Annotated in this window: 6 protein-coding genes and 1 pseudogene; 2 read left to right on the top strand and 5 right to left on the bottom strand. The window is 58.3% G+C overall.

The features are described from left to right. Nucleotides 1-135: 135 nt before the first annotated feature. Nucleotides 136-357 (bottom strand): annotated as a pseudogene (locus AF71_RS31075) (hypothetical protein); the annotation flags it as partial. A gap of 421 nt (nt 358-778) precedes the next feature. Between AF71_RS31075 and AF71_RS31080 the strand changes: the two are divergent. Continuing rightward, on the top strand, nt 779-1,150 hold the full coding sequence (locus AF71_RS31080; RefSeq protein ID WP_246733910.1) for an STAS/SEC14 domain-containing protein: 372 nt from the start codon (nt 779-781) through the stop codon (nt 1,148-1,150). Between the two features lie 143 nt (nt 1,151-1,293). After that, a complete protein-coding gene (locus tag AF71_RS31085; RefSeq protein WP_246733909.1) occupies nt 1,294-1,914 on the top strand; it encodes a MarC family protein in 621 nt (206 codons plus the stop codon). A 487-nt stretch (nt 1,915-2,401) separates the two neighbouring features. On the opposite strand, the gene AF71_RS31090 is transcribed toward AF71_RS31085, so the two are convergent. The 4 genes from AF71_RS31090 to AF71_RS31100 all read right to left on the bottom strand — a co-directional run bounded on the left by AF71_RS31090 (nt 2,402) and on the right by AF71_RS31100 (nt 6,032). Then, the gene (locus tag AF71_RS31090; protein WP_169684533.1) at nt 2,402-2,761 is read right to left on the bottom strand and encodes a hypothetical protein; all 360 of its coding nucleotides are present in this window, start codon (nt 2,759-2,761) and stop codon (nt 2,402-2,404) included. 186 nt (nt 2,762-2,947) lie between these two features. Beyond that, nucleotides 2,948-3,298: a hypothetical protein gene (locus AF71_RS32095; protein WP_192242132.1), complete on the bottom strand. Its 351-nt coding sequence runs from the start codon at nt 3,296-3,298 to the stop codon at nt 2,948-2,950. A gap of 246 nt (nt 3,299-3,544) precedes the next feature. Beyond that, a complete protein-coding gene (locus AF71_RS31095; RefSeq protein ID WP_169684531.1) occupies nt 3,545-4,486 on the bottom strand; it encodes a DUF2950 domain-containing protein in 942 nt (313 codons plus the stop codon). 22 nt (nt 4,487-4,508) lie between these two features. Then, nucleotides 4,509-6,032 (bottom strand): DUF3300 domain-containing protein, encoded by a 1,524-nt coding sequence (locus AF71_RS31100; protein WP_169684532.1) that lies wholly within the window; start codon nt 6,030-6,032, stop codon nt 4,509-4,511. Between the last annotated feature and the right edge of the window lie 37 nt (nt 6,033-6,069).

The following is a 6,069-nucleotide window of genomic DNA, read 5'->3' on the forward strand; positions in this document are numbered from 1 at the left end:
CGAGCTTCCTAATCTCGTCGGATGCGCCTGGAGGGCTGCATAGGCGGACGATTCCGCTTTCTTTTTCAGCTTGCGCAGAACTGGGGTTTTCTCAGCAGCGTTCTCCTCGTCATCGGGATCGTAGGCGGAGCCGACCTCATCCATCCTGTGTTTTATGGCGAGCGCGTAGATGGTATTCAGGATATTCGGATCCCTTACATGGGGATCGGTAAGCGCCAGAAGCGAGGCACGCACAATCTTCTTGCTGGTCGCCTTTGGGCAACGTTTCAAAACGAAATCGTAAAGCCCCTTGCCGGAAAGACCTTCTGTGGCGCCATCCAAAAGCGCTTCATAGACTCGTTTCCGTTTTTCACCCATGTTTGCCCTCCTCTTGAACGTGATGCGACAAACTCTGTCATAAAAACGTCATATGCAATAGACTGCATCGCGCTATCAGCGTGTGCTCCTTCAGGTCGTGTATGGCGTCTATTAGGATCCCAGCAGAAAAACGTCGCGAACCGTGGGAGAGATGCTTCCGGTGCCATGGGAAAAAAGAAAAGACCCACGGGAGGTGGGCCGAGACAGGGAAAACAGACAGCAAAGGGAACAACGGCCCTTGCCGAGTACTATGGTTCGTTTCCTGAGTGAAATTATTGCGACAGCATGCCGAGCAGGCGGTATCACAACCGACGTCCTGGCGCCGATGTCATGCTCTTGTTCGGCTGTTCGTTTGTTGCCGAGACCAGGTTCGCCGGGAGAGCGTTTGACCCAGCCGCACTGAGGACAAGTGGGGGTGACCATGATTGTCGTTGAGCCGCTGCGCGACAAGAACATCCTGATCATTACACCACACGGTTCGCTCGAACGGGCCGACTTCGCGACGATCGCAAATGGGGTCGAGTTCGTCCTTCGTTCAGACGGCAAACTCAACGGTCTGATGATCAGTATTGAATCATTCCCCGGCTGGAAGAACTTCGGGGCCCTGGCTGCTCATCTGAAATTTGTGTCTGGTCACCATCGTCAAATCGAACGGATTGCGGTTGTAACCGGCAGCAGGCTTCTTAGGCTCATCCCCGCCATCGCCCGCTATTTCGTCCACCCTGAGATTCGCTCATTCGACTTTGGGCAACGAGCAGCAGCCCTTTCGTGGTTGGAGACTGGCCGACCATGACTTATCCGGGGGAGAAAGAGGCAGAAGCAGATCCTTGGTTGCGCTGTCCCGGCCGGCGGAGTCTCCTGGCCTTTGTTCTGACTGTGGTTTGGGCCGCATGTCTTCCCGTGCAATCCTTTGCGCAATCGCCGCTCGGAGCGGACATGCCTGAAGTGGAGTTCGGCGCGCGCAAAATATTCCTGATGCTTTTTTTGATGCTCGGTCCTATCAAGATACTGGTGCCATTCAAGGTCCTCGCAGGCAGCTATGAGCCCAGCGTTCGGCGACGAATAGCCACCAGAGCGATCCTTTTCTCGGCGGCGGCGCTCGCGATCGCCGGCTTTCTCGGACGCACCATGCTTGAAAATCTGGAAATCTCGTTGCCGGTGCTGGCGATGACCGGCGGCATCATCCTGTTCATCGTGGCCTTGCGAACTGTCTTGCAGCCGGCTGCTAACCTCCCGGTACGACCGACAGAGCCGGGCCAAACGGATGTGGGACTAGCTCTTACACCGCTGGCGTTTCCAACGATCGTGACGCCTTATGGTATAGCCGCCGTGATCGTCTTCGCGACGTTGGCGGGTGACCGCCAAACGGAAGGGCTCACCGTGGCGGCCATCGTATTGCTGATCTTGGTGCTGGACTGGATGGCAATGCTGTTCGCGGAGTCTATCCTTAGATGGATCGGAACTTCACTGCAGGTTTTGGCAGTGGTGCTTGGCGTTACCCAGGCTGCTCTGGGTCTGCAGATAATTTTGCATAGTTTAAGCATGATTGCCTGGTAACCACCGCTTTTCCGCACCGGGCAACGTTCGTCACTCTAGTCGGATGGTTGAATGCCAGCTATTGACGAGTGTCAGGCTTATCCGGGCTTCGGCAGGGCCGTTAGTAGCACGCGACTCAACAGGGCGGCGGATTTAACCCAGCTCACCGTTCGGTGTTGAACAAATTTCACCTGAACTGGCGCAAGATTTCGACCGACGAGTTTCGGCACGTGCGCGAGAGCCAAAGCCAAGAGCTTTATCTGAAGTCGGTCCCTGTGGCGCGGGATACCAGAACCAACGGACCCTTCCTTCAATCCTAAGGCGAGGGCCTCGTTACCAGGGAGAGCATATCTTGAGAGGCGCTTGGGTGCATCGCCGAGGAGGGGCGATGTGGCTGCCGTTGCCACATCGAGGCACCTCATTGGAACGCTTTCATTCCAATCGACACGATCAGGCACGTATGAGACGCCGAGCATGGCGGCAAGCACGGCCACAAATGATCACCAGCTCACTCCACATAGAACACCATGTTGCCGTTGCGTGCCCTCATGACCCACTCAATGTCGTCGGGCTTGAGCCCCTTGGCCTTGAGTTGCCCGACAAGCCACTTGTTCGACTTTGCCGCGTCTCTGATGGCCTTCTGGTGCTGTGCGCTGCCGGGAGATGGATGTGCACCAGTTTCGGAGAAGTTTGCGGTTCGGTAGCTAACTATAGATAATCGCTTGCCATGATAGGTGCGAACAGATTCCGGAAGACTTTCGCTCCAGTTCATCCTGCGATATTCGCGCCGGGTCTGTTGAGCATCGACCGGGCATGCGACAGTAGCGATTGTGATTGCGATTCCAAGCAGTGCCGCTAGCTTCATCATTTCAATGCTCCACAAAGATGGTTTGCCGTGAACATAGCGTACGCCCAGCGGCAGGGCATTGAGCGTAGTCAATACCAGCCCAGAATTTGGGCGGAAATCCGATCTTAGACTGTTTGAAGCTAGCGTGGGTGTTAATGCTAACGCACATGACGGACGACCAGAAGGAATTACCCGGTCGGCCCACCGCTATCTGATGTCGTGCGCCTGTCCCGAGGCCCTCAGCTCTTCGAGGGTCTTGCCGACGCAGCTCTCGCCTTCGGAATCTCCAATGGCTTTGGCACGGCCATGTACAGTAATAGTACCTCCGATTCGGTCCGACGCAACAAACGTTGCCGTCCCGTCCTCAGTGACTCGGGACAAATAGAATGCATGGAACGTGTCCTTGTATTGGCAGGTGATGACCAAAGGAAAACGGTCAAAAGGATCCTGAGCCAACGCCGCTGAACCAGATACCTGGAGCGACGTCCAACAAGCGGCCAGCACCACGAGCGATACCCTGATCAAAGCGCGTACAGTCCGTGCAAAGTAGAACAGCATTGATTGATCCTTGCATGTTTTGGTGCCAATTCGGCACACGACGTCACTGATTGACTTGAAGCAATAGCTCGGGACCCAAGCTGCCTACAGCAGTTATGCAATCAACTTGCGCAACATCTCTTGATCGCGCCGCACCACAGCGGCCTTCATCGTTTGACCCATGACTTGCCTCCCTACTACACGTTCGAAGAGTTTTATGGGCGCGCGGAGCCAAAGCAGGAATGTTAAAATGCGCCGTCGCCAAAATCAGTTGGGTACGATGTCCCATTTTTCGTCAGGGTTGAAGCGCGTCATTTTCGCGACCGCCGCGGCGGTGTCGGTGCCGAGATCGCGTTCGTAGACGACGCCCTTCTCGCTCACCAGGAACGTCTTCACTCCCGTCTCACCGTATTTGACGGGCCATCCGACGAGCGCGAACCCGACGATCATGTTGCCGTTGATTATGTAGCTGTAGTCGCCACCGGCTATGTTGGCGCCCTGGCCCTTCAGGATCCGAAAACGGTAGCCGAAATAGCCATCCCCGGCCTTCGCACGCTCGAGAGCNGCCTGTTCGACGAAGGCTCCGGCGGGACTGTCTGAGTCTCCCTGGTTGGGGGGCCAGTAAAGGCCGTCTGTCTTGCCAGGGCTACTTATAAGGTTCTGTGCATATTCGAGAACGCCGTCGCCGTCGTGATCGGCCGAAGCGTATTCTTGCTGCGCGTCGACGTAGTTGCGCATGGTGTCGATCGCTTGCAGTTCATTCTCGCCGATCCGCCTGTCGAGGATCTCCTCGAAGCCCGCCTTGGTATCGAAGGCCCATTTGCCATCACCACGTTTCGCGAGCGGGAAGGGGAGCGGCCAAAGCTTGTCGCCGATCTCGACGATCTTCTTGCCGTCCCGGTCCTCCACGACCACCTGCTTTGCGGCGCCCTCGCGGATTTGCCGGTAGGTGTTCATGGCATCCTCGTTGGCCTTTAGCTTGGCCGCGTCGATGCCGAGCAGCGCAGCAAGACCATCGACGTCGCCGGACGACAGCGCTGCCTTCAGCTTGTCGACCGCCGCAATCGGGTCGTCGAATTGCGGCGCCGGAGTTGAGGCCGTGAAGTTGTCGAACGGCGTATCCTGGGCGAGCACCGGTACAGTTCCGCAAAGAACGGTCGTTGTTGCAAGAACGGCCCAGAGGCCTGCAGACTTGAAGAACGTGTTCATCGTTTTTCTCCCCAAAGGTCGCTCAACGTCTGCCGCCACCGCGTCCGCCACCGCCACCGCGGCCGCCGCCGCCTCGAGGCATTTGTCTACCGCCGCCNCCGCGGCTCATCTGCTGCCGTCCGCCACCGCCACGGCTCATCTGCGACCGTCCACCCCCACCGCGCTGAATGTTGGAACGGTTGGGCGAGCGCTGGACGTTGGAACGGTTGGGGCGCTGGGCGTTGGCGCGGCTCTGCGCTCCACGCCTCGAAGCGTCGACCTGACCGCGCTTCGACGAGACGTTGCCGAGTGCGTTTGCGCGGCCGCGGTTGTCTGCCTTGCCGGCGAGCTTACCGTTCGCGGGCCGCTGGCCGGCCGCCGGCCGGTTTCCGCCACCGGGGCGATTTACGCCCGCGCCGGCGCCTGGCCGATTTCCTGCCGCTGGCCGGTTGGCGACCCCACCGCCGGGGCGGTTGAGGCCGGCTTGCCCGGCGTTACCGCCGCGGTTNTTCAGACCCTCCGCGGTGCTTCTGCGCACGTCGGCTGCGCGGTCCGCCCGGTTGGCGACGCCAGCGCCGCGCTCACGGTTGATCTCGGAGGCGCGATTGCGCAGGTTGTTGGCGCCATTGGCCTGGAGATTGTTTCGGATAGTGTTTCGGTCGACGTTCGCCAACTGACTTCNGTCGATGTTGAGCTTGCTGCGGTCGACGTTCTTCCAGTCGACGTCGTTCCACTTAACCTTGCCGTTGAAATTGCGGTTGTTGAAACANTTGTTGCAATCGACGTCGANGTCGCCGCCCCAGTTGCCGCCCCAAACGCCCCAGTTGTCCCAGTTGACCGCAGCCGCCCAGGCAACGCCCGTCACGGCTGCGGCGAAGAAGGCAGCACCGGGATACCAATAGTTCGAATAGGGCTGGTCGTAGTAGCTAATAGGCTNGTAGGCGTAGCCCGGGTCGTAGAGCATCTCCGGCGGATATTTCGGGATGTAGACTTTCTCGGGGTCGGTCGGCCGGATGACAACGTTGTCGCCCTCGTTGACGATCGTGATCTTGTCGTCCGTCTTGATCGCGCCCTTGGCCACCGCTTGGTCGCGNAGCTGTTGAATGGCCACAAGGACGTCCTTCTGCTGATAGGTGATCGCCTGTCCGAGCGTCTGTGTCCATTCCAGGTCGTCGTTCATCATCTTGACGACCTCAGGATAGTTGAGAAGAGAGATGATACTGCCATCCCAAGTCTCCTTGGGCTTAAGCTTGTCATCAGTCTTCTTCGTTTCAAGGAACCGGTTCGCCTCGACGATCTGCAGCGGAAANAGCGAGCTAGCCGTGATCAGTGCCACGAGGTCATCCGGATAAAGTGCGATGCGCGCGACAAGCGTCTCGAGTTCGTCCTCCGTCAAGGCCTGAGGCGNCGCTGCTGTTTCGGCGGTACTCGGTGCCGGCGCGGCGGCTGAAGCAGAAGCGGGTGCGGGCGCTGGCTGCTGCGCGTAGGCAGTCGGTAGCTCTGTCGGAATGACGAGCCAGGACACCGCCGCCAGCCAAGTTGCACACCAAGCAAGAAACCTTGTCATGATCGCACCTTTTCTTTCTTTGGTGGAAGACGGATCA

Source organism: Rhizobium sp. 57MFTsu3.2, from assembly GCF_012932765.1.
GTDB classification, from domain to species: domain Bacteria; phylum Pseudomonadota; class Alphaproteobacteria; order Rhizobiales; family Rhizobiaceae; genus Rhizobium; species Rhizobium altiplani.

Bases quoted from the DNA above. Each gene is read 5' to 3' on its own strand.
- AF71_RS31080 (WP_246733910.1), top strand. From the start codon at position 779: ATGATTGTCGTTGAGCCGCTGCGCGACAAGAACATCCTGATCATTACA.
- AF71_RS31085 (WP_246733909.1), top strand. From the start codon at position 1,294: ATGCCTGAAGTGGAGTTCGGCGCGCGCAAAATATTCCTGATGCTTTTT.
- AF71_RS31090 (WP_169684533.1), bottom strand. From the start codon at position 2,761: ATGATGAAGCTAGCGGCACTGCTTGGAATCGCAATCACAATCGCTACT.
- AF71_RS32095 (WP_192242132.1), bottom strand. From the start codon at position 3,298: ATGCTGTTCTACTTTGCACGGACTGTACGCGCTTTGATCAGGGTATCG.